The sequence below is a fragment of the Vibrio sp. 1078-1 genome (genome assembly GCF_033340475.1).
This window is the reverse complement of sequence record NZ_JAWOWM010000013.1, coordinates 97,806-118,915: the sequence shown is the minus strand read 5'-3', so window position 1 is coordinate 118,915 and position 21,110 is coordinate 97,806. Positions and strand designations below refer to the sequence as shown.

20 protein-coding genes are annotated in these 21,110 nt (G+C 44.3%); 10 read left to right on the top strand and 10 right to left on the bottom strand.

Annotated features, from left to right (window positions below; genetic code table 11):
• Nucleotides 1-179 precede the first annotated feature (179 nt).
• Nucleotides 180-848, top strand: a complete 669-nt coding sequence (gene can, locus R7190_RS20330; protein WP_005379996.1) for a carbonate dehydratase — start codon at nt 180-182, stop codon at nt 846-848.
• 78 nt (nt 849-926) lie between these two features.
• Here the strand turns inward: can and hpt are convergent, their stop codons facing one another.
• Complete coding sequence (gene hpt, locus R7190_RS20325; RefSeq protein ID WP_005379995.1) at nt 927-1,457, bottom strand: hypoxanthine phosphoribosyltransferase; 531 nt, start codon at nt 1,455-1,457, stop codon at nt 927-929.
• Nucleotides 1,458-1,776: 319 nt separating this feature from the next.
• Between hpt and opaR the strand changes: the two genes are divergently transcribed.
• Nucleotides 1,777-2,391, top strand: a complete 615-nt coding sequence (opaR, locus tag R7190_RS20320; protein WP_005379994.1) for a transcriptional regulator OpaR — start codon at nt 1,777-1,779, stop codon at nt 2,389-2,391.
• 145 nt (nt 2,392-2,536) lie between these two features.
• On the opposite strand, the gene lpdA is transcribed toward opaR, so the two are convergent.
• From lpdA to ampD, 5 genes are all read right to left on the bottom strand, one after another.
• Nucleotides 2,537-3,964, bottom strand: a complete 1,428-nt coding sequence (lpdA, locus tag R7190_RS20315; protein WP_005379993.1) for a dihydrolipoyl dehydrogenase — start codon at nt 3,962-3,964, stop codon at nt 2,537-2,539.
• A 267-nt stretch (nt 3,965-4,231) separates the two neighbouring features.
• Entirely contained in the window at nt 4,232-6,124 is a 1,893-nt protein-coding gene (gene aceF / locus R7190_RS20310) for a pyruvate dehydrogenase complex dihydrolipoyllysine-residue acetyltransferase (RefSeq protein ID WP_132936923.1), read from the bottom strand.
• 19 nt (nt 6,125-6,143) lie between these two features.
• Nucleotides 6,144-8,807 (bottom strand): pyruvate dehydrogenase (acetyl-transferring), homodimeric type, encoded by a 2,664-nt coding sequence (gene aceE / locus R7190_RS20305; RefSeq protein WP_005386612.1) that lies wholly within the window; start codon nt 8,805-8,807, stop codon nt 6,144-6,146.
• Between the two features lie 48 nt (nt 8,808-8,855).
• On the bottom strand, nt 8,856-9,623 hold the full coding sequence (gene pdhR, locus R7190_RS20300; RefSeq protein WP_005379989.1) for a pyruvate dehydrogenase complex transcriptional repressor PdhR: 768 nt from the start codon (nt 9,621-9,623) through the stop codon (nt 8,856-8,858).
• Between the two features lie 405 nt (nt 9,624-10,028).
• The gene (gene ampD, locus R7190_RS20295) at nt 10,029-10,580 is read right to left on the bottom strand and encodes a 1,6-anhydro-N-acetylmuramyl-L-alanine amidase AmpD (protein WP_042521337.1); all 552 of its coding nucleotides are present in this window, start codon (nt 10,578-10,580) and stop codon (nt 10,029-10,031) included.
• Between the two features lie 92 nt (nt 10,581-10,672).
• Here ampD and nadC point away from each other — a divergent pair, with 92 nt between their 5' ends.
• The 8 genes from nadC to yacG all read left to right on the top strand — a co-directional run bounded on the left by nadC (nt 10,673) and on the right by yacG (nt 17,913).
• Nucleotides 10,673-11,560, top strand: coding sequence for a carboxylating nicotinate-nucleotide diphosphorylase (gene nadC / locus R7190_RS20290; protein WP_005379983.1), 888 nt, complete (start codon nt 10,673-10,675; stop codon nt 11,558-11,560).
• 262 nt (nt 11,561-11,822) lie between these two features.
• Nucleotides 11,823-12,308 carry a pilin gene (locus R7190_RS20285; protein WP_025768185.1) on the top strand — a complete coding sequence of 162 codons (486 nt, stop codon included), beginning with the start codon at nt 11,823-11,825 and terminating at the stop codon, nt 12,306-12,308.
• Nucleotides 12,309-12,310: 2 nt separating this feature from the next.
• Nucleotides 12,311-13,996, top strand: a complete 1,686-nt coding sequence (gene pilB / locus R7190_RS20280) for a type IV-A pilus assembly ATPase PilB (RefSeq protein ID WP_318137593.1) — start codon at nt 12,311-12,313, stop codon at nt 13,994-13,996.
• A 23-nt stretch (nt 13,997-14,019) separates the two neighbouring features.
• Complete coding sequence (locus R7190_RS20275) at nt 14,020-15,243, top strand: type II secretion system F family protein (RefSeq protein WP_017635918.1); 1,224 nt, start codon at nt 14,020-14,022, stop codon at nt 15,241-15,243.
• A 64-nt stretch (nt 15,244-15,307) separates the two neighbouring features.
• The gene (locus tag R7190_RS20270) at nt 15,308-16,177 is read left to right on the top strand and encodes a prepilin peptidase (RefSeq protein WP_017635919.1); all 870 of its coding nucleotides are present in this window, start codon (nt 15,308-15,310) and stop codon (nt 16,175-16,177) included.
• Entirely contained in the window at nt 16,178-16,792 is a 615-nt protein-coding gene (gene coaE / locus R7190_RS20265; RefSeq protein WP_186584665.1) for a dephospho-CoA kinase, read from the top strand.
• A gap of 27 nt (nt 16,793-16,819) precedes the next feature.
• Nucleotides 16,820-17,560 carry a cell division protein ZapD gene (zapD, locus tag R7190_RS20260; protein WP_017820392.1) on the top strand — a complete coding sequence of 247 codons (741 nt, stop codon included), beginning with the start codon at nt 16,820-16,822 and terminating at the stop codon, nt 17,558-17,560.
• A gap of 158 nt (nt 17,561-17,718) precedes the next feature.
• The gene (yacG, locus tag R7190_RS20255) at nt 17,719-17,913 is read left to right on the top strand and encodes a DNA gyrase inhibitor YacG (protein WP_017635922.1); all 195 of its coding nucleotides are present in this window, start codon (nt 17,719-17,721) and stop codon (nt 17,911-17,913) included.
• Between the two features lie 997 nt (nt 17,914-18,910).
• Here yacG and rplS read toward each other — a convergent pair.
• From rplS to rpsP, 4 genes are read right to left on the bottom strand one after another with little or no spacing between them, the layout of a single operon-like run.
• Complete coding sequence (gene rplS / locus R7190_RS20250; protein ID WP_005379971.1) at nt 18,911-19,264, bottom strand: 50S ribosomal protein L19; 354 nt, start codon at nt 19,262-19,264, stop codon at nt 18,911-18,913.
• Nucleotides 19,265-19,305: 41 nt separating this feature from the next.
• A complete protein-coding gene (gene trmD, locus R7190_RS20245; RefSeq protein WP_005385420.1) occupies nt 19,306-20,067 on the bottom strand; it encodes a tRNA (guanosine(37)-N1)-methyltransferase TrmD in 762 nt (253 codons plus the stop codon).
• Nucleotides 20,068-20,094: 27 nt separating this feature from the next.
• The gene (gene rimM / locus R7190_RS20240; protein ID WP_005379964.1) at nt 20,095-20,643 is read right to left on the bottom strand and encodes a ribosome maturation factor RimM; all 549 of its coding nucleotides are present in this window, start codon (nt 20,641-20,643) and stop codon (nt 20,095-20,097) included.
• Nucleotides 20,644-20,672: 29 nt separating this feature from the next.
• Nucleotides 20,673-20,921, bottom strand: coding sequence for a 30S ribosomal protein S16 (gene rpsP, locus R7190_RS20235; RefSeq protein ID WP_005379962.1), 249 nt, complete (start codon nt 20,919-20,921; stop codon nt 20,673-20,675).
• Between the last annotated feature and the right edge of the window lie 189 nt (nt 20,922-21,110).

Here is a 21,110-nt window from a genome sequence, read left to right as displayed (position 1 = left end):
ACAAATAGTTTCACCAGATTTTACTTTTTTCTTAATGAAAACTAGTCAGATGAGTCCTATCTGACGAATATTTAACGAGATCGAAATTGTAACATTGTGTATAGTTACAACACTGATCGCTTGCATGTGCACACAAACAGCGGCAGCGATTTTGTCTTTTAAGGGAAGTAGTTTGCAAAATGCCGGAAATAAAACAGTTATTTGAAAACAATTCGAAATGGTCTCAAGAGATCAAATCTGATCGACCTGAATACTTCGCAAAACTCGCTGAGGGGCAAAAGCCTGATTTTCTTTGGATTGGCTGCTCTGATAGCCGCGTCCCTGCCGAGCGACTAACCGGACTATACTCAGGTGAACTCTTTGTTCATCGGAATGTTGCAAACCAAGTTATCCATACTGATCTCAACTGTCTATCCGTCGTCCAGTACGCCGTAGACGTTCTTAAGGTTAAACACATCATTGTCTGTGGACACTATGGATGTGGTGGCGTAAATGCAGCCATTGATAACCCTAAGCTAGGTCTTATTAATAATTGGCTGTTACATATCAGAGATATCTATTTCAAACACCGCACTTACCTAGATCAAATGCCGCAACAAGATCGAGCGGATAAACTAGGCGAGCTTAATGTTGCAGAGCAAGTGTACAACTTGGGTAACTCAACCATCCTGCAAAACGCTTGGGAGCGTGGACAAGATGTTGAAATTCATGGTGTGGTATACGGAATTGAAGATGGTCGCTTAGAGTACTTAGGCATTCGTTCTAACTCTAAGGAAACCGTAGAAGCGTCTTACCAGAAAGCTCTTTCGACGATTCTAAATACAGATAACAAGCTGCTTTGTCGCTAAGTCATATCTAAAAGTTGAACAAAAAACGCCCATCTTAGATGGGCGTTTTTTTTATATTTTTAATGCTGCTCTCAATGATTATTCTTGAGGTACAACTTTACCGATGTATGGTAAGTGGCGGTATTTCTGCGCGTAATCAATACCCACCCCAACGACAAATTCATCTGGAATTTCGAAACCAATCCAATCCACAGGAACATTCACTTCACGACGAGATGGCTTATCTAGGAGCGTACAAATAGCGATAGACTTCGGCTCACGTAGCGAAAGAATCTCACGGATTTTATTTAGTGTGTTACCAGTGTCAATGATGTCTTCAACAAGCAGAATGTCTTTACCTTTGATGTCATCATCCAAATCTTTCAAGATACGAACGTCACGTGAGCTTTCCATCGTATTGCCGTAGCTTGACGCAGTCATAAAATCAACTTGGTGAGTCAGTTCGATAGCACGTGCCAAGTCTGCCATAAATACAAATGAGCCACGCAATAAGCCTACCAACACAAGATCTTCACTACCTTGATAACGCTCTGTAATTTGTTTGCCTAATTCACGAACTCGCTCCTGAACTTCTTGCTCAGAAATCATGACTTCTATTGTATGTTTCATACTGTGCTCAATCTAAATTTGTGGGTTGAGGTAAGTCGCACGCAAACGATCACCTAATCTTACGGCGTGTAGTGTATCACCACGTTCATTGGGTTGAAAGTCGCATCCTGTTGCCAAAAAATCTTGGAAGAAGGTCTTAGTTTTATAAAGTTCATAGCTAAATTTATCAATAATAATGACATTACTGTATATAAATTGTTCTACAGATGTTGACCTTGTGCATATGCACCATTACACTCATCACTGCTTTAAGCAACTATTAAAATAATCAATTAGGGGGTTACCCCCAATATCAACTCAAATGGCAAGGAAAATGGATATGGACTCAATTGCAAAGAGACCTAGAACTAGGCTTTCTCCAATTAAGCGTAAGCAACAGTTAATGGAAATCGCATTGGAAGTATTTGCGCGCCGCGGCATCGGTCGTGGTGGTCACGCAGATATCGCAGAAATTGCTCAAGTTTCTGTAGCGACTGTTTTTAACTACTTCCCTACACGCGAAGACTTGGTGGATGAAGTTCTCAATCACGTCGTACGTCAGTTCTCAAACTTCCTATCGGATAACATAGACCTAGACTTACATGCACGTGAAAACATCGCCAATATTACTAATGCGATGATCGAGCTTGTCAGCCAAGATTGTCACTGGCTAAAAGTATGGTTCGAGTGGAGTGCTTCAACACGTGACGAAGTATGGCCATTGTTTGTTTCAACTAACCGTACTAACCAGTTGCTGGTACAAAACATGTTCATTAAAGCAATTGAACGTGGCGAAGTGTGTGACCAGCACGATTCAGAACACTTGGCAAACCTGTTCCACGGTATTTGTTACTCACTGTTTGTCCAAGCGAACCGCGCTAAAGGTGAAGCGGAGCTGAAACATCTAGTGAATTCATACTTAGATATGCTTTGCATTTACAACCGTGAACACTAAAGCTTAGCTCGTAATATATGTCAGCCCACCGTTTGGTGGGCTTTTTATTGTCTGCTGTCAGCTAAGCACACATTTATATTTCTATATAACAAGCATAAAAAAACCGCTGCAATGCAGCGGCTTCTATCATTCAGTCAGAAAAAGCTTACTTCTTCTTAACTGCTTTTTTGTTTGGCAGGTCAGTGATTGAACCTTCAAATACTTCAGCAGCTAGACCTACAGACTCGTGTAGAGTTGGGTGAGCGTGGATAGTCAGAGCGATATCTTCTGCATCACAGCCCATCTCAATTGCAAGGCCGATTTCACCAAGTAGTTCACCACCGTTAGTACCAACGATAGCACCACCGATTACGCGGTGAGTTTCTTTGTCGAAGATTAGCTTAGTCATACCGTCTGCACAGTCAGATGCGATTGCACGACCTGATGCTGCCCATGGGAATGTTGCTACTTCGTACTTGATGCCTTCTTCTTTCGCTTCTTTTTCAGTCTTACCAACCCAAGCCACTTCTGGCTCAGTGTACGCAATTGAAGGGATAACTTTAGGGTCGAAGTAGTGCTTCTTACCAGAGATAACTTCAGCAGCTACGTGACCTTCATGCACACCTTTGTGAGCAAGCATTGGTTGACCAACGATATCACCGATCGCGAAGATGTGAGGAACGTTAGTACGCATTTGCTTATCAACGTTGATGAAGCCGCGCTCGTCAATTTCTAGACCCGCTTTTTCACCGTCGATTAGCTTACCATTTGGTACACGACCGATAGCAACTAGAACCGCATCGTAACGCTCAGCTTCAGCTGGCGCTTTCTTGCCTTCCATTGAAACGTAGATACCGTCTTCTTTTGCTTCAACTGCTGTTACTTTCGTTTCTAGCATTAGCTTGAACTTGTCTTTAATACGCTTAGTAAATACTTTCACGATATCTTTGTCTGCTGCAGGAATTACCTGGTCAAACATTTCAACAACTTCAACTTTAGAACCTAGAGAGTGGTAAACCGTACCCATTTCTAGACCGATGATACCACCGCCCATGATAAGCAGTTTTTCTGGCACTTCTTTTAGTTCTAGAGCGTCAGTAGAGTCCCAAATACGTGGGTCTTCATGCGGGATAAATGGCAGTTTGATTGGACGAGAACCAGCCGCAACGATTGCGTTGTCAAAGTTAACAACTGTTGGCTCACCTTCGCCTTCTACAAGGATAGAGTTAGGGCCAGTGAACTTACCGTAACCGTTAACTACTGTTACGTTACGCATCTTAGCCATACCGCTTAGGCCGCCAGTTAGTTGGTTAACAACTTTTTCTTTCCAGATGCGGATTTTGCTGATGTCTGTTTGAGGCTCACCGAACACAACGCCGTGGTCAGCCATCGCTTTCGCTTCTTCAATTACTTTAGAAACGTGAAGCAGTGCTTTAGATGGGATACAACCCACGTTCAGACATACACCGCCAAGCGTGCTGTAACGTTCAACTAGTACAGTTTCAAGACCTAAGTCCGCACAACGGAATGCAGCGGAGTAACCAGCAGGACCAGAACCAAGTACAACAACTTGGGCTTTAATTTCTTTGCTCATTTTGACCTCTTGTAGTCATTATCCCTAACAGGCTGAGTGGGTATCGATTTTTTATGTTTAAGAGAGATTTGTTTTAAACAGTTATTTTCAGACCGCTAACAGTTTACAGAGATGTTAATGGTGTGAAAAGTAAATCAATTTAGCCTGTGAGCTAGACAACAATTCGATTGTGAAAACCCTGAACGAAGCAAGGCTGATAACCAAATTGTCGGTAATTATGATTAGCAGAGGCGGCTAAGTTGCCGCCTCTCATTCATCTAATTTCTATTACAGAACTAGACGACGAATGTCAGATAGACATGAGTTTAGGTAAGTGATGAAGCGCGCACCTTCAGCACCATCGATCACACGGTGGTCGTATGATAGAGACAGTGGAAGTTGTAGACGCGGTTCGAACTCTTTACCGTTCCATACCGGTTTCATTTCTGACTTAGACACACCTAGGATACCAACTTCTGGTGCGTTTACGATTGGAGTAAACGCTGTACCGCCGATACCGCCTAGGCTAGAGATAGTGAAACAGCCACCTTGCATGTCAGCCGCAGTTAGCTTACCAGCACGTGCTTTCTTAGAAACCACCATTAGCTCTTCAGATAGCTCGTAGATGCCTTTCTTGTTCACGTCTTTAAATACAGGAACAACTAGACCGTTTGGTGTATCTACCGCGATACCAACATTCACGTATTTCTTCAGAATTAGGCTCTCACCGTCTTCTGATAGAGAAGAGTTGAACGCTGGGAACGCTTCAAGCGCTTTAGCTACCGCTTTCATGATGAACACAAGTGGTGTGATCTTCATGCCAGTGTCTTTCTTCGCTTCAATCGCGTTTTGCTCTTTACGGAATGCTTCAAGAGCAGTGATGTCTGCGTTATCCCACTGTGTAACGTGCGGGATCATTACCCAGTTACGGTGTAGGTTTGCGCCAGAGATCTTCTTAATGCGAGATAGCGGTTGAACTTCTGTCTCACCAAACTTGCTGAAGTCCACTTTTGGCCATGGTAGTAGACCAAGAGCCGCGCCGTCGCCTTTGCCAGATGCTGCTGCACCTGCGCCAGACTCAAGACGCTTAAGTGCATCTTTCACGTAAGCTTGAACGTCTTCTTTTAGGATACGGCTCTTACGACCAGAACCTTTAACCTTAGAAAGATTAACGCCAAATTCACGCGCTAGACGACGAACAACTGGAGACGCGTGAGCGTACTCATCGTTTTCTTTGAAATCGCCAGTCGCTGCTGGAGCTGCTGCCGCTGGAGCTTCTGCTTTAGGAGCCGGAGCTGCAGGTGCTGCCGCTTGAGCTGGAGCTGCTGCAGGAGCAGGTGCTGCACCCGCCACTTCGAATACCATGATTAGTGAGCCAGTAGACACTTTGTCGCCAGCTGCAATCTTGATTTCTTTAACTGTGCCAGCGAATGGTGCAGGAACTTCCATAGAAGCTTTGTCACCTTCAACAGTGATTAGAGATTGCTCTTCTTCCACTGTGTCGCCAACAGCAACCATGATCTCAGTAACTTCAACTTCGTCGCCGCCGATATCTGGAACGTTCACTTCTTTTGCCGCAGACGCTGCTGGAGCTGCTGCCGCAGGAGCTTCAGCAGCCGCTGGTGCTGCTGGAGCGCCTGAACCTGCTGTTTCGAACACCATGATAAGTGAGCCAGTCGATACTTTATCGCCTGCTGCAACTTTGATCTCTTTTAGAGTACCTGCGAATGGCGCTGGAACTTCCATAGAAGCTTTGTCGCCTTCAACAGTTAGAAGAGATTGCTCTTCTTCGATGCTGTCGCCAACGGCAACCATGATTTCAGTAACTTCTACTTCATCACCACCGATGTCTGGTACGTGAACTTCTTTTAGTTCTGCCGCTGCTGCTGGAGCTGGAGCTGCTGCTGGAGCTGCTTCTGCCGCAGGAGCAGGTGCAGCGTCAGCTGCACCCTCGGCTTCGAAAATCATGATTAGAGAACCAGTAGAAACCTTGTCGCCTTCTGCAACTTTGATTTCTTTAACGATACCCGCTTGAGAAGCAGGAACTTCCATAGAAGCTTTATCGCCTTCAACTGTGATCAGAGACTGCTCTTCTTCAACCTTGTCGCCAACGCTTACAAGAATCTCAGTAACTTCAACCTCATCCGCACCGATGTCTGGTACATTAATTTCGATTGCCATTTCTTATCTACCTTCTTAATTAAGCGTATAGCGGGTTTGTTTTCTCTGTGTCGATGTCGAATTTCTTAATTGCTTCTGCAACTACAGATTTCTCAACTTCGCCACGTTTCGCTAGTTCAGTTAGCGCTGCTACTACTACGTAACCTGCGTTCACTTCGAAGTGACGACGTAGGTTTTCACGGCTGTCTGAACGACCGAAGCCATCAGTACCAAGAACTTTGAAAGACTCAGCAGGAATGTATGCACGAACCTGCTCTGCGTAGTTCTTCATGTAGTCAGTTGCTGCGATAGCAGGTTCAGTACCCATTACTGTTTGGATGTAAGGTACTTTCGCTTCCGCTTCTGGGTGAAGCATGTTGAAACGCTCTGCATCTTGGCCATCGCGAGTTAGTTCGTTGAATGACGTTACAGAGTAAACATCAGAAGCAACACCGTAATCTTCGCTTAGGATTTGAGCTGCTTTACGTACTTCATTCATGATAGTACCAGAGCTCATTAGCTGAACTTTCGCTTTGTCGCCCGTGTAAGTTTCTAGCTTGTAGATACCTTTACGGATGCCTTCTTCAGCGCCTTCTGGCATTGCTGGCATTGCGTAGTTTTCGTTCATTAGCGTTAGGTAGTAGAACACGTTTTCTTGTTCTGGACCGTACATGCGACGGATACCGTCTTGCATGATTACTGCTACTTCGTACGCGAATGTTGGGTCGTAAGAAATACAGTTAGGAACCGTACCCGCCAAAATGTGCGAGTGGCCGTCTTCGTGCTGTAGACCTTCACCGTTCAACGTTGTACGACCCGCAGTTGCACCTAGTAGGAAACCACGTGCTTGTTGGTCACCAGCCATCCACGCCATGTCGCCAACACGTTGGAAGCCGAACATTGAGTAGTAGATGTAGAACGGGATCATTGGTAGGTCGTTTGTCGAGTATGAAGTCGCAGCAGCAACCCATGAAGACATAGCACCTAGCTCGTTGATACCTTCTTGTAGAACCTGACCTGAAGTCGCTTCTTTGTAGTAAGAAACAACGCCACGGTCTTCTGGTGTGTAAGTTTGGCCGTGCGGGTTGTAGATACCGATTTGACGGAACAGACCTTCCATACCGAATGTACGTGCTTCGTCAGCAATGATAGGAACGATGTTCTTACCAATGTTCTTGTTCTTAAGTAGAACGTTTAGCGCACGTACGAATGCCATAGTAGAAGAGATATCACGCTTCTGTTCTTCTAGTAGTGGCTTGAATTCTTCTAGCTCAGGAACGATGAATTCTTGAGTGAATTTTGGTAGACGCTGTGGCGTGTAGCCGTGTAGCGCTTTACGACGAGCGTGTAGGTATTCGTACTCTTTTGAACCTTCTTCAAGTTTCAGGTACGGAAGTTCTTTCACTGCTTCGTCAGTTAGGATGTCTTGAAGGCCTAGACGATCACGTAGGTGTAGTACGTGAGTCATATCCATCTTCTTAACTTGGTGCGCGATGTTCTTACCTTCAGCCGCTTCACCCATGCCGTAACCTTTAACAGTCTTAGCTAGGATTACTGTTGGACGACCTTTAGTTTCTGCCGCGTTTTTGTATGCCGCGTATAGCTTAGAAGACTCGTGACCACCACGCTTAAGTGCGAAGATTTCGTCATCAGTCATGTCAGCAACAAGTGCAGCTGTCTCTGGGTACTTACCAAAGAAGTGCTCACGTACGTACGCGCCATCTTTTGATTTGAATGTTTGGTAGTCGCCGTCGATCGTTTCATTCATAAGCTGTAGAAGCTTACCAGTCGTATCTTTAGCTAGTAGTGAATCCCAGTTGTTACCCCAGATTACCTTCACTACGTTCCAACCAGCACCTTTGAACAGACCTTCAAGTTCTTGAATGATCTTACCGTTACCCATTACAGGGCCATCTAGACGCTGTAGGTTACAGTTGATTAGGAAGCATAGGTTGTCTAGTTTCTCACGCGCAGCGAAAGAGATAGCACCACGTGATTCTGGCTCATCCATCTCACCGTCACCTAGGAACGCGTAAACGCGCTGTTCTGAAGTATCTTTAAGACCACGGCCTTCTAGGTACTTAAGGAAACGAGCTTGGTAGATAGAAGCGATTGGACCTAGGCCCATCGATACTGTCGGGAACTGCCAGAATTCAGGCATCAGTTTAGGGTGCGGGTATGAAGGAATACCTTTGCCGTCTACTTCTTGACGGAAGTTGTCTAGCTGCTCTTCAGTTAGACGACCTTCAACGAATGCACGTGAGTAGATACCTGGTGAAATGTGACCTTGGTAGTAAACTAGGTCGCCACCATCCTTCTCGTTTGGTGCACGGAAGAAGTGGTTGAAACATGTCTCGTAGAACGCAGCAGAAGACTGGAAAGACGCCATGTGGCCGCCTAGCTCTAGGTCTTTCTTAGATGCACGTAGAACGATCATGATAGCGTTCCAACGAATAATTGAGCGAATACGACGCTCAAGTGTTGTGTCACCTGGGTATGCTGGTTCTTGGTCTGCAGGAATCGTGTTGATGTAGTTAGTTGTGATACCTGTTGGCATATCAACACCGTCTAGACGTGCTTTATCTAGAACTTGCTCTAATAGGAATTGAGCACGCTCTAGACCTTCTTCACGTACAACTGACTCAAGCGCTTGTAGCCATTCTTGAGTTTCCAGTGCATCTACGTCATGCTTCATATCAGACATGGCGATCTATCCTTCTGTTGGTTGGATCTACTTATTTAAGTAACGCTCTTACGAGTCATTACCCTGCTGAATTCGACGCAGAGAACGCTCTCGTCGAGACTCTTCTCGAGTCAAATCCAACAATGTTTCTTCGATGTAAGCCAAGTGCGAGTGGGACATTTCTCGCGCCTTTTCAGGCTGACCAGAAACAATCGCATCCACGATATTGGCTCGGTGTTTACTGACTTTCTCGACCGCTTCTGGGCGGCGACGTAGTAATTTAAAATTTTGTAGAATATTTTGCTCAAGCAAAGGTGCTAAGCTTCGAACAATGTGCAACAAAACCACGTTGTGCGCGGCCTCTGTCAAAGCGATCAAAAATTGCATTACTTCCGCAGATTCAGCTTCGATATCGTTGTTTGCTTGCTCTTGACTAATGCGCTCAAGGCAACCTTGAATACGCGCAAAATCTTCTTCGGTACCACGTAAAGCTGCAAAGTAGGCTGAAATTCCTTCCATCGCATGACGAGACTCAAGCACATCAAGCTGGGTTTCAGAATGACTAGACAACAAATTCAACAAGGGATCTGAAAAGCTCTTCCAGATATTCTCACTTACGAATGTTCCGCCACCTTGGCGACGAGTCAACAAACGCTTCGCTTCCAAGCGTTGAATGGCTTCTCGGACTGAAGGACGAGACACATCGAACTGTTTTGCCAGTTCACGCTCTGGAGGCAGTTGTTGCCCCGGAGACAATGTTCCTTCCACTATCAACCTTTCTAACTCTTGTTCTATAACATCAGAGAGTTTTGGCTGACGAATCCTTTGATAAGCCATAATTTATTGTTCTTCTACTCTTGCAGGTAATTGGTAATACCAATTTTAAGTTGGTGCAGAAATTAACATAATTAAAACGCCACTGTCCAGCCGAAAATTGACCTAAATCATAGAACGAGCTTACTTCCAACACTCTGATAACAATCGACTGTTAAAACAGCAATAGAATTGGTATGACCAATTACATAAAGCATACAAATGGGAAGTCGACGTGCTAGCAGTTTTGGAAAAGAAATACAGAAAATGACAAAATTATCAGTCTATTTATTCACCAAAACGGCATGTGCGAGCGTAAAAATGTAGTTAACTTTTAACAATCATTAATATTTCTGGTATCAAAAAAAGGCATACCTGATCGTATGCCTTATTTATTTCGCTTTTTTGAATTTACACTTTCGCTACAAATCAACGCTGTATAAGCAGTCTATATTTCACCCAATCAAAGCTTAGACCAGGATCGCTTTTTCTCAAGGGCGCAATATATTGATGACCGGTAATTCGTGGCGGGGTGATTTGAGGATAAGACTGCATAATCACCTCAGTGATCTCTGCAAGTGATTGATATTGCGCTTCTGTGTAGGCAGTAAATTCTGTCCCTTCAAGCTCGATACCAATGGAATAGTCATTACAACGCTCCCTGCCTGCGAAACTGGATTGACCGGCATGCCATGCTCTATCAAGAAAAGAAACAAATTGAACAACCTCGCCGTTTCTTTTAATCAAGCAATGTGCAGAAACGCCCATTTTGTGAATGACTTCAAAAAATGGATGTTCATTTGGGTCTAGCTTGCCAGTGAAGAAGTCCTCTATATATGGTCCACCAAACTGCCCAGGAGGCAAACTGATATTGTGTACCACCAGCAGAGAGATGTCGTTTATATCAGAGCGGGCATCAAAAAATGGTGACGGAACATGCTTTGCTTGTGTCAGCCAGCCATTCTCGATAATTGGGCGCATATCAACCTCTCTACTTTGCAAATTAACTGCTGAAATTATTGACACCGGAGAGTATCATTCGTTGCCATCTCCCTTTCAAGACAAGATTTGCGATGAAGAACACACACAACATTCAAGAACGCCTAGAATACCTTAAACAACAACTCCCTTTAGAGATCACTCGCTCTGTCGCTGATACCTTAAAAGAAGATCTAGGTGGCAGTGTCGACGCAGATAATGACATTACTGCATCTTTGATCCCTGCCGATGCGGTTAATACCGCAACGATTATTACTCGTGAGCATGGTGTGTTCTGTGGTCAAGCATGGGCTGATGAAGTTTTTAAACAGCTCGGTGGCAAGGTCAGCATTGAATGGCACGTAAAGGACGGCGATAAAGTCGAACCCAACCAAACCCTTTGCACGCTTACAGGCCCTGCTCGTGACTTGTTGACTGGTGAGCGTAACGCAATGAACTTCATCCAAACGTTGTCTGGCTGCGCAACAGTTACCGCAGAGTACGCTGAAAAAATCGCGCATACTGAGTGTCGTCTACTAGATACACGTAAAACCATTCCAGGTCTGCGTAGCGCACTAAAATACGCCGTGACGTGTGGTGGTGGCTTTAACCATCGCATCGGCGTGTTCGACGCTTACCTCATTAAAGAAAACCACATTATTGCTTGTGGTGGCATCACTCAAGCCATCCAAAAAGCGAAAGAGCTTAACCCAGGCAAACCGGTAGAAGTCGAAACGGAAAGCTTAGAAGAGTTGAAACAAGCGATAGAGGCTGGTGCCGACATCATCATGCTCGATAACTTCACAAAAGAAATGATGCGTGAAGCCGTAGCGATTAACGCAGGTCGTGCCGCTTTAGAGAACTCCGGCAACATTACGCTAGAGACCATCGCAGAATACGCAGAAACCGGTGTCGATTACATTTCGGTAGGCGCGTTGACTAAGCATCTAAAAGCGATGGATCTTTCGATGCGCTTCAAATAATAAAAGCAACACAATCTCAATTACTTCAACTAACTCAGTGAGTTGTGAGTAACTCATCATTTAAAAGGGCCAATTGGCCCTTTCTTTTTATCCACTAAAAAAATAGTACTACTCGCAAAACTCTGCATGCGATATGCAACTTTTCACCAAAGAGTTTTATCTCACTCGAGAGCCCATCTCTTCCCCATTTTCAACCCACCTTAACTCTCCATAATCTTTCGCTAATGCAAGAGCATTATTAATTTTTAGGAAAGGGTTAAAAATGAAAAACAGTAAACAGAAAAAACAACAGGGTTTTACTCTGATCGAATTGATGATTGTGGTGGCGATTATTGGTGTTTTGGCTGCTTTTGCAATTCCTGCATACCAAAATTATACAAAGCGAGCTCACGCGAGTGAGATGTTACACGCGTCGAATGCATTTAAAACCGCCGTGGGTGTCTGTCTATTAAGTTCTGAAACGGACTGTACGGACGGTACTGGTGGGGTTCCTAACGGGCAAACTTTTGATAAGGCAACTGGTGACGATAAGTTTGCTATAAGCTCTTCTGTATTGCAAACAACACTAGGAACAGTTGATACGGACACATTTATCAGCGCAACTATTGATGCTACTGATGGCAAAGGTGGATTACCAGCCGGTTTTGAAGTGCGTTTAACACCAACTTTAAGTAACAGTGGAGTGGTATGGGGAGTAACATGTAATTCTACTGGTGGTAACCACGCAGATTTCTGCCCAACTAACTAGTAATGCTAACCAACCTCTCAACGGTTCTTCGTCAAGCGGGAATACTGTCTTTTTCCCAAGAAGAATCGTTACTTGAGCAAGCTAAAGCTTCTGGCATTTCAATGCCGGAGGCTTTGCTCAGTTGTGGCTTTTTCCAATCACATGAGCTGACTGAGCACCTTAGCTCTATCTTTGGACTTTCCTGCACATCACTCAGTCAGTATGAGTACTCGTCGCTGTGCCAAAAGCTTGGCTTGCGCGATCTGATCACTCGACATAATGCCTTGCCACTCAATCGCACATCTTCCACATTAACACTCGCGGTTGCAGACCCAACTAACTTACAAGCGGAAGATGACTTTCGTTTTGCGACAGGGTTGCAAGTAGAGCTTGTTCTCGCTGATTTTCGCGAGCTGACCGCTGCGATTCGGCGCTTATATGGCCGAGCACTTGGGCAAGAAAAGTCTGGATTAAAAGAGATCAACCAAGAAGAATTAGCCAATCTGGTTGACGTGGGCGCAGATGAAATCGACAACATTGAAGACTTGAGCCAAGACGAATCTCCTGTTAGTCGTTATATCAACCAAATTCTGTTGGACGCTGTGCGCAAAGGCGCATCCGATATCCACTTTGAACCTTATGAAAAGATGTACCGCGTTCGCCTACGCTGTGATGGCATCTTAATTGAAACACAGCAGCCACCAAGCCACTTAAGTCGCCGCTTATCCGCTCGTATCAAAATCCTCTCTAAGCTTGATATTGCCGAAAGGCGCTTACCACAAGATGGGCGTATTAAGCTCAAGTTGAATCAAGACACCGCAATTGATATGCGTGTATCCACGCTACCTACTCTATTTGGAGAGAAAATTGTACTACGACTGCTCGACAGCAGCTCTGCGTCATTGGATATCGACAAGCTTGGTTATAGCAAACAACAAAAACAATTGTACTTGGATGCGCTGCGTCGCCCACAAGGCATGATTCTGATGACAGGGCCAACCGGGAGCGGAAAAACCGTTTCTCTGTACACTGGGCTGAGTATTCTCAATAAACCAGAAATCAACATTTCCACGGCAGAAGACCCAGTAGAAATTAACTTATCGGGCATTAACCAAGTTCAAGTTCAGCCTAAGATTGGTTTTGGTTTTGCCGAAGCCCTGCGCTCTTTCTTACGTCAAGACCCCGATGTAGTAATGGTCGGTGAGATTCGTGATTTAGATACCGCCGAAATCGCCATAAAAGCATCGCAAACCGGTCACTTAGTACTTTCAACCTTACATACCAATTCTGCGGCTGAAACGGTTATTCGTTTATCAAACATGGGCGTAGAAAGCTTTAACTTGGCCTCATCTCTTAGTTTGATTATTGCCCAGCGCTTAGCCCGTAAACTGTGCTCGCACTGCAAACAATCACAAGAGCTTACCGTTCAGCTACAACATCTCGGAATTCAAGCAAGCGACAACATTTTTAAAGCCAATCCCGATGGATGCAATGAGTGTACCCATGGTTATTCCGGCCGAACGGGGGTTTATGAAGTGATGCGCTTTGATGAATTTCTTTCCGAAGCGCTTATTAAAGGTGCCTCGGTACATGAACTAGAAAAACTCGCCATCGCAAATGGTATGAGCACGTTACAAATGTCGGGCATAGAAAAACTCAAACAAGGGATCACAAGTTTTAGTGAACTACAGCGCGTACTTTATTTTTAATCCTTTAATCAGCAGTCACCTCTATGAAAAGCACTACACCACAACTTAAAAACTTCCGCTGGAAAGGCATCAACAGTTCAGGCAAAAAGACGTCTGGACAAACCCTCGCGATGACAGAAATTGAAGTACGCGAGCGTCTAGACGCACAGCACATCAAGATCAAGAAGTTAAAGAAAAGCAGTATCTCGTTTCTCACTAAACTCAGCCATCGCGTGAAAGGCAGAGACATCACGGTGTTTACCCGTCAGATTTCGACGATGTTGATAACCGGTGTACCCTTAGTTCAGGCTTTAAAATTGGTCTCAGAAAATCATAAAAAAGCAGAGATGAAATCCATTTTGATGAGCGTGACACGCGCCGTTGAAGCGGGGACGCCCATGTCAAAAGCCATGCGCACTGCAAGTGAACACTTTGACCCACTCTATACCGACCTTATCGCAACAGGTGAGCAATCCGGTAACTTAGCGGAAGTGTTCGAGCGCTTAGCCACCTACCGAGAAAAAAATGAGCAGCTTCGTGCGAAAGTGATCAAAGCACTGATTTACCCAGCCATGGTAGTGCTAGTAGCGTTAGGAGTGTCGTTTATCATGCTCACCAAAGTCATTCCCGAGTTTGAAAAAATGTTTGTTGGTTTTGGTGCTGACTTACCGTGGTTTACCAGGCAAGTGTTAGATCTTTCCGCCTGGACACAAAACTGGAGCCCATTTATAGCACTAGGCTCTATCAGTCTATTCATCTCAGCGAGAATCCTCTCTAAGCGTTCAGATTCTTTTCGCTTAATGCTCAATCGCTCTGTGCTTAAATTTCCTGTCCTCGGGCCCGTATTATCAAAAGCCGCTATCGCCAAATTTAGTCGAACACTCGCCACAAGCTTTACAGCGGGTATTCCAATTCTAACCAGTTTAAAAACCACATCAAAAACCTCAGGAAACTTGCACTATCAACTCGCCATAGAAGAAGTTTACCGTGATACCGCCGCAGGTATGCCAATGTATGTAGCCATGCGCAACTGTAATGTGTTCCCTGAATTGGTGTTACAAATGGTTATGATCGGTGAAGAGTCTGGTCGACTTGACGATATGCTCAATAAAGTTGCAACAATCTACGAGTTTGAAGTCGACAACACCGTCGACAACCTTAGTAAAATCCTAGAGCCACTAATTATCGTTTTTTTAGGTATCGTTGTTGGCGGATTAGTGACAGCAATGTACTTGCCAATCTTTAACTTAATGAGTGTATTGGGCTAGAATGAGCTGTTAACTCCTTTAAAACAGCATCTTGCTGATTTCACTCATCGCTCAAGAGACAAATATGGAAGTATTCCAGTACTACCCTTGGCTATTCGTTGTGTTTGCCACCATCTTCGGTCTGATCGTGGGTAGCTTCCTCAATGTGGTTATTTATCGACTACCTAAAATCATGGAGCTAGAATGGCGACGCGAATGTGCCGAGTCATTTCCTGAATACAAAATAGAACCTCCTAAAGAAGTGCTGACCTTGAGCGTTCCACGCTCCTCCTGCCAGAAATGCGCAACACCGATACGTATTCGCGACAACATTCCTGTGATTAGCTGGCTGCTTTTAAAAGGCAAATGTCACAACTGTCAGGCAACCATTAGTGCACGCTATCCACTGATTGAACTGCTCACCGCGTTCTGTTCTGGCTTTATCGCTTATTACTTTGGTTTTAGTTACTTTACCGTTGCCCTACTCTTTTTTACTTTTATCTTAATCGCCGCAACATTTATCGATCTCGATACTATGTTGTTACCTGACCAATTAACATTACCATTAACTTGGGCTGGCATTGCCTTAGCATTAGTCGAAATAAGTCCTGTTACTCTACAAGATTCTGTCATTGGTGCTATTGCTGGTTACCTATGTCTCTGGTCCGTTTACTGGGGCTTTAAGTTACTTACCGGTAAAGAAGGAATGGGGTATGGTGATTTTAAACTACTGGCGGCACTAGGAGCTTGGCTAGGTTGGCAGTCACTGCCGATGATCATTCTACTTTCTTCTGTGGTTGGCATCGTATTTGGCATCATTCAACTACGCTTGCAAAAGCAGGGAATTGAAAAAGCTTTCCCTTTCGGTCCTTACTTAGCAATTGCTGGTTGGATAAGCTTAATTTGGGGCGACCAGATTTTAAACTGGTACTTTACTTCAGTTCTAGGAGTGTAAATGGCTTTGGTTATTGGTTTAACAGGTGGTATCGCTAGTGGAAAAACAACCGTCGCGAATCTGTTCAAACAACAATTTAAAATCGATATCGTCGATGCCGACATTGTCGCAAGAGAAGTTGTCGAGCCAGGTACTCCCGGCCTAAACGCGATTATTGAACACTTTGGTCACGATATCGTTCGTGAAGACCAAACTTTAGATCGCGCAAAGCTGAGAGAAAAAATCTTTTCGAATTCAGATGAAAAAGCATGGCTCAACGCACTGTTGCACCCGATAATTCGTGAAAAGATGATCGAAGATTTGCAGCAAGTCACTTCAAAGTATGCGTTACTTGTGGTGCCGTTGCTCGTAGAAAACAAGCTAGATAGTTTGTGTGATCGCGTTCTTGTCGTCGATGTAGAACCGAATACACAGATATCTCGCACGATGAAACGAGACAATGTGAGTGAAGATCAAGTTCGCGCCATCCTTGCCTCTCAAGCATCAAGAGAGCAAAGGCTCGCGCTTGCAGACGATGTGGTTAAGAATAATCCAAGTGACCCTGATCTTTTGCTTCAAATCACAGATTTGCACGAAAAGTACCTAGCCATGTGTAAGAAAAATCTGCGAAAATAGGAACGAAACTCACAAAGGCTTATGTCGATGACCACGCACAAATTTGAACATCCGTTAAATGAGAAAACTCGTATTTATCTAAGAGTGGAGTCTCTGCTGCGTCAGGCTCACTTGGCCTCTGGGTTTAGCGAAAATCATCAGTATCAACTGTTTTTCCGTGCGTTATTCGATATGGTTGAGATCTTCGAACAAATCCAACTGAAAAGTGAACTGGCTAAAGATCTTGAGAAGCAACGGCTGTCGTACCGCCATTGGCTCAATGTTGATGGTGTCGATCAAGACGCATTAAATACCTTGCTACAAGAGATAGATGTCGTTCATAGCCAACTAATGAGTGCTGAACGTTTTGGCCAAGCATTAAAAGAAGATCGCTTCCTAAGCTCTATCCGTCAACGCTTTAATCTACCGGGTGGTTCATGCTGTTTTGATCTGCCAGCATTACACTACTGGCTTCATCTACCTATTGAACGTAAAAAGCGTGATGCACAACAGTGGCAAGCAAGCTTAAAGCCCTTATCTGATGCGCTTTCGTTATGGTTAAAGCTCACTAGAGAGACCGGACATTTCAAAGCTCAAATCGGTCGTGCAGGTTTCTTCCAAAGTGACGCTGATGAAGCCAACATTCTAAGACTTCACATCCCAATGGAATATGGCGTGTATCCTATGATTTCAGGCCATAAAAACCGCTTTGCGATCAAGTTCATGTCGTTTGAAAACGGTCAAGCATGCACACAAGATATTGAATTTGAACTTGCTGTTTGCAGCTAAGACGACACTACGCCTCGCCTCCATAATCTAAAATTCAACGCTTTATTGCGCTTATATTTGATAAAATTTCGTAGCAGCAATAGCGCGTTGAATAAGCCATCTTTAATTCGTTTAGGTATACTACCCTTTAACACCAATTAGTAATGGGACGCTCAACTATGTCTAAAGTTACCATCGTTCAATGCCCACAATGTGGCGCCGACGTAGAATGGGGAGAACAAAGTCCTCATCGCCCTTTCTGCAGTAAACAATGCCAAATGATTGATTTTGGTGAATGGGCAGATGAAGAAAACACCATCCCAGGCGCACCCGATATGTCCGATAGTGATGGCTGGTCTGAAGACCAGTATTAAATTGAGACCTAGGGTAAAGGAATACCCTAGGTTCCTTCTTGGGGAATCTGAATCACGCTCCTTCGTCGCTGTCCAGAATGACGAATTTGAACCTCAGTGCTATATAATCTTTGACCATCATTTTCCGTCATTCCGAGGAGCCATAGCGACATCAGGAATCTACTCACAGTAAGGATGAAGCTAACAACTTAAACACTTGCATGCTCGACTAGTAGATTCTGAATCACGCTCCTTCGTCGCTGTCCAGAATGACGAATTTTAACCACGGTACTCTATAATCTTTGACCATCATTTCCTGTCATTCCGAGGAGCCATAGCGGCATTAAGAATCTACTAACAGCAAGGATGAAGCTAACAACTTAAACACTTACATTCTCAACTAGTAGATTCTGAATCACGCTCCTTCGTCGCTGTTCAGAATGATGAGTTTTAACCGCGGTGCCCTGTAATCTTTGGCCATCATTTCCCGTCATTCCGAGGAGCCATAGCGACATCAGGAATCTACTAACAGCAAGGATTGAAGCTAACAACTTAAAAACTAGCATTCTCAGCGAGTAGATTTTTAACCACGCTCCTTCGTCGCTGTCCAGAATGACGAATTTCAACCGCGGTACCCTGTAATCTTTGGCTATCAATTCCCATCATTCAGAGAAGCTATAGCGACATTAAGAATCAACTAACAGCAAGGATGAAGCTAACAACTTAAACACTTACATTCTCAACTAGTAGATTCTGAATCACGGTCCTTCGTCGCTATCCAGAATGACGAATTTTAACCACGGTACTCTGTAATCTTTGACCATCATTTCCTGTCATTCCGAGGAGCCATAGCGACATCAGGAATCTATTCACAACAAGACAGAGGCGTGGAGTGTACGTCAGTGCATGAGCATCGACAGTGCAGGTCGGGCGAAAAGAAACGAGCAAGCTAATTACACAAATAAAAAAACGGAGCCCTAAAAGGACTCCGTTTAAGATGAGAACGCTAGTTATAGCATTACTTCTTAGCAAGTTTCTCTTTGATACGAGCAGACTTACCAGAACGCTCACGTAGGTAGTACAACTTGGCACGACGTACTGCACCACGGCGTTTAACTTCGATGCTATCAACGATTGGAGAGTGTGTTTGGAACGTACGCTCAACACCTTCACCGTTAGAGATCTTACGTACAGTGAAAGCAGAGTGTAGACCACGGTTACGGATTGCGATTACAACGCCTTCGAAAGCCTGTAGACGCTCACGGTCACCTTCTTTTACCTTAACTTGAACTACAACAGTGTCACCTGGTGCAAATTTAGGTAGGTCTGATTTCATTTGCTCTTCTTCAAGAGCTTTGATGATGTTACTCATTTTTTAAATTCCTAGAATAAACTGATACTAAATAAATTAGGTTACTTTGCGTTATGTTCTTTAATGGCTTTATGCTCATTAACAAACTCAGCAAGTAATTGTTCCTGTTCGTCAGTCAGAGCTAGGTTTTCCAGGAGCTCTGGTCTTCTTAGCCAAGTACGGCCCAACGACTGCTTGAGTCGCCATTGACGAATGTCCTTGTGATTGCCTGACATCAGTACAGCTGGTACCTCTTTGTCATCCAATACTTCTGGACGCGTATAGTGAGGACAATCTAACAAGCCATTTGCAAAAGAGTCTTCTTCTGCTGACGCGAAATCCCCTAGTACACCCGGAACAAACCGAGAGACAGAGTCGATTAACGTCATGGCTGGTATCTCACCACCCGTCATCACAAAATCACCAATCGACCATTCTTCGTCGACTTCAGATTGAATGATGCGCTCATCTACCCCTTCATAACGACCACAAATCAGAAGCAAGTTCTCATTCGTTGCCAGTTCTTCCACTCCTTTCTGGTCGAGCTTGCGACCTTGAGGAGAAAGGTAGATGACTTTCGTCTTGCCCGGTGAGGCTGCTTTCGCGGTATGAATGGCATCGCGCAAAGGCTGAACCATCATTAACATACCAGGGCCACCACCGTAAGGTCGGTCATCGACTGTGCGATGTTTGTCGTGAGTGAAATCTCTAGGATTCCAAGTCTCAATCGACAAAAGACCTTTTTTAACCGCTTGACCTGTTACTCCAAAATCAGTAACAGAACGGAACATTTCTGGAAAAAGGCTAATAACGCCAACCCACATGTTTATCTCGCTCTGTAATTTTGGAGATTAGAATCCAGGATCCCAGTCAACTTCGATCCGTTGAGCTTCGCGATCAACATTAATGATCACTTGCTCTTCAAGGAACGGGATTAATCGTTCCTTCTGCCCGAAAGCATCTTTAAGATTTGCTTTAACAACCAGAACATCGTTTGAGCCAGTTTCTAGCATGTCAGTAACGACACCTAGATCGTAACCTTTAGTAGTTACAACTTGCATCCCAAACAATTCGCGCCAGTAGAACTCATCTTCTGACAATTCAGGAAGTACCGCAGGGTCAATAGCAATTTCAAAGTTCGTCATTAGATGCGCGTCTTCACGAACATCCATGCCTTCCAGCTTAGCCACCATACCTTTGTTATGGCGCTTCCAGCTTTCTACTTTGTACTCAACCCACTTGCCCTTTTGGTTAATGTACCAAGGGCTGTAATCGAAAATGCTTTCAGCATTGTCTGTGTAGGAAAAAACCTTAAGCCAACCACGAATGCCGTAAGTAGCACCAAACTTGCCTACAACAATCTTTTCGTTGCTCATTGTTTCTTTACCTTTCATCGACATAAACTAGTTTCTACTTTTCAAGTAAAAAATTAAGCCGCTTTTTGAGCGTCTTTAACTAGCTTAGCAACACGGTCAGATACTGACGCGCCTTGACCAACCCAGTGGTTAACGCGGTCTAGGTCTAGACGTAGACCTTCTTCTTGACCTTTAGCAGTTGGGTTGAAGAAACCAACTTTCTCGATGAAACGGCCAGTTGCAGCGTTGCGGCTGTCCGCTACTACGATTTGATAAAATGGACGCTTTTTAGCGCCGTGACGTGCCAAACGAATGGTTACCATGTCGTCCTCTTTGCTTTCTCAAAAATAAAATTAACCCCAAAAACCATTCAAGAAATTAAACAGTTTGGGGTCTCGTGCCAAAATAAAGCTCCGGAATTTTACTCTTCTCCCGGAGCAATGCAAGGAGTTTAGTTACTTTTTCACCAACATAAATTGAATTTAAAGTTTGTGACGTACCTAACACCCTGA

What these genes read in the sequence shown, in the direction of transcription:
- can (WP_005379996.1), top strand. Translation starts at nt 180, where the DNA reads ATGCCGGAAATAAAACAGTTATTTGAAAACAATTCGAAATGGTCTCAA.
- hpt (WP_005379995.1), bottom strand. Translation starts at nt 1,457, where the DNA reads ATGAAACATACAATAGAAGTCATGATTTCTGAGCAAGAAGTTCAGGAG.
- opaR (WP_005379994.1), top strand. Translation starts at nt 1,777, where the DNA reads ATGGACTCAATTGCAAAGAGACCTAGAACTAGGCTTTCTCCAATTAAG.
- lpdA (WP_005379993.1), bottom strand. Translation starts at nt 3,964, where the DNA reads ATGAGCAAAGAAATTAAAGCCCAAGTTGTTGTACTTGGTTCTGGTCCT.
- aceF (WP_132936923.1), bottom strand. Translation starts at nt 6,124, where the DNA reads ATGGCAATCGAAATTAATGTACCAGACATCGGTGCGGATGAGGTTGAA.
- aceE (WP_005386612.1), bottom strand. Translation starts at nt 8,807, where the DNA reads ATGTCTGATATGAAGCATGACGTAGATGCACTGGAAACTCAAGAATGG.
- pdhR (WP_005379989.1), bottom strand. Translation starts at nt 9,623, where the DNA reads ATGGCTTATCAAAGGATTCGTCAGCCAAAACTCTCTGATGTTATAGAA.
- ampD (WP_042521337.1), bottom strand. Translation starts at nt 10,580, where the DNA reads ATGCGCCCAATTATCGAGAATGGCTGGCTGACACAAGCAAAGCATGTT.
- nadC (WP_005379983.1), top strand. Translation starts at nt 10,673, where the DNA reads ATGAAGAACACACACAACATTCAAGAACGCCTAGAATACCTTAAACAA.
- R7190_RS20285 (WP_025768185.1), top strand. Translation starts at nt 11,823, where the DNA reads ATGAAAAACAGTAAACAGAAAAAACAACAGGGTTTTACTCTGATCGAA.
- pilB (WP_318137593.1), top strand. Translation starts at nt 12,311, where the DNA reads ATGCTAACCAACCTCTCAACGGTTCTTCGTCAAGCGGGAATACTGTCT.
- R7190_RS20275 (WP_017635918.1), top strand. Translation starts at nt 14,020, where the DNA reads ATGAAAAGCACTACACCACAACTTAAAAACTTCCGCTGGAAAGGCATC.
- R7190_RS20270 (WP_017635919.1), top strand. Translation starts at nt 15,308, where the DNA reads ATGGAAGTATTCCAGTACTACCCTTGGCTATTCGTTGTGTTTGCCACC.
- coaE (WP_186584665.1), top strand. Translation starts at nt 16,178, where the DNA reads ATGGCTTTGGTTATTGGTTTAACAGGTGGTATCGCTAGTGGAAAAACA.
- zapD (WP_017820392.1), top strand. Translation starts at nt 16,820, where the DNA reads ATGACCACGCACAAATTTGAACATCCGTTAAATGAGAAAACTCGTATT.
- yacG (WP_017635922.1), top strand. Translation starts at nt 17,719, where the DNA reads ATGTCTAAAGTTACCATCGTTCAATGCCCACAATGTGGCGCCGACGTA.
- rplS (WP_005379971.1), bottom strand. Translation starts at nt 19,264, where the DNA reads ATGAGTAACATCATCAAAGCTCTTGAAGAAGAGCAAATGAAATCAGAC.
- trmD (WP_005385420.1), bottom strand. Translation starts at nt 20,067, where the DNA reads ATGTGGGTTGGCGTTATTAGCCTTTTTCCAGAAATGTTCCGTTCTGTT.
- rimM (WP_005379964.1), bottom strand. Translation starts at nt 20,643, where the DNA reads ATGTCGATGAAAGGTAAAGAAACAATGAGCAACGAAAAGATTGTTGTA.
- rpsP (WP_005379962.1), bottom strand. Translation starts at nt 20,921, where the DNA reads ATGGTAACCATTCGTTTGGCACGTCACGGCGCTAAAAAGCGTCCATTT.